The following is a 654-nucleotide window of genomic DNA, read 5'->3' as shown; positions in this document are numbered from 1 at the left end:
CCTCAAGGAATCGGCCAGTACCGAGCGCCTGCAGAGCTTCGGCGCACAGATCTTCATCGGCCACCAGGCCGGCAATGTCGCCGGTGCCGACGTGCTGGTGGTGTCCAGCGCGATCAATTCGGCCAATCCGGAAGTGGCCCTGGCCCTGGAACAGCGCATCCCGGTGGTGCCGCGGGCCGAGATGCTCGCCGAGTTGATGCGCTACCGGCATGGCATCGCCGTCGCCGGAACCCATGGCAAGACCACCACCACCAGCTTGCTGGCTTCGGTGTTCGCGGCAGGCGGGCTCGATCCGACCTTCGTCATCGGTGGCCGTCTGACCGCGGCTGGTACCAATGCCCAGCTGGGCAGCAGCCGTTACCTGATCGCCGAAGCGGACGAAAGCGACGCCAGCTTCCTCCACCTGCAGCCGATGGTGGCGGTGGTGACCAACATCGACGCCGACCACATGAGCACCTATGGCGGCGACTTCGGCAAGCTGAAGAAGACCTTCGTCGAGTTCCTGCACAACCTGCCGTTCTACGGCCTGGCGGTGCTCTGCGTCGACGATCCGGTGGTGCGCGAGATCATTCCGCAGATCGGCCGTCCGACTACCACCTACGGCCTCAGTGAAGACGCCGACGTGCGTGCCATCAACGTTCGTCAGGAAGGCAT

Annotated in this window: 1 protein-coding gene; it reads left to right on the top strand. The window is 64.8% G+C overall.

The window, feature by feature from the left end:
- Window positions 1-654, top strand: a 654-nt coding sequence (locus ACU8YC_RS25445) for a UDP-N-acetylmuramate--L-alanine ligase (protein WP_446896025.1), incomplete at both ends; no start/stop codon positions are given.

The organism is Citrobacter sp. VF227 (assembly GCF_052950715.1).
This window is presented reverse-complemented; position numbering and strand designations above follow the sequence as displayed.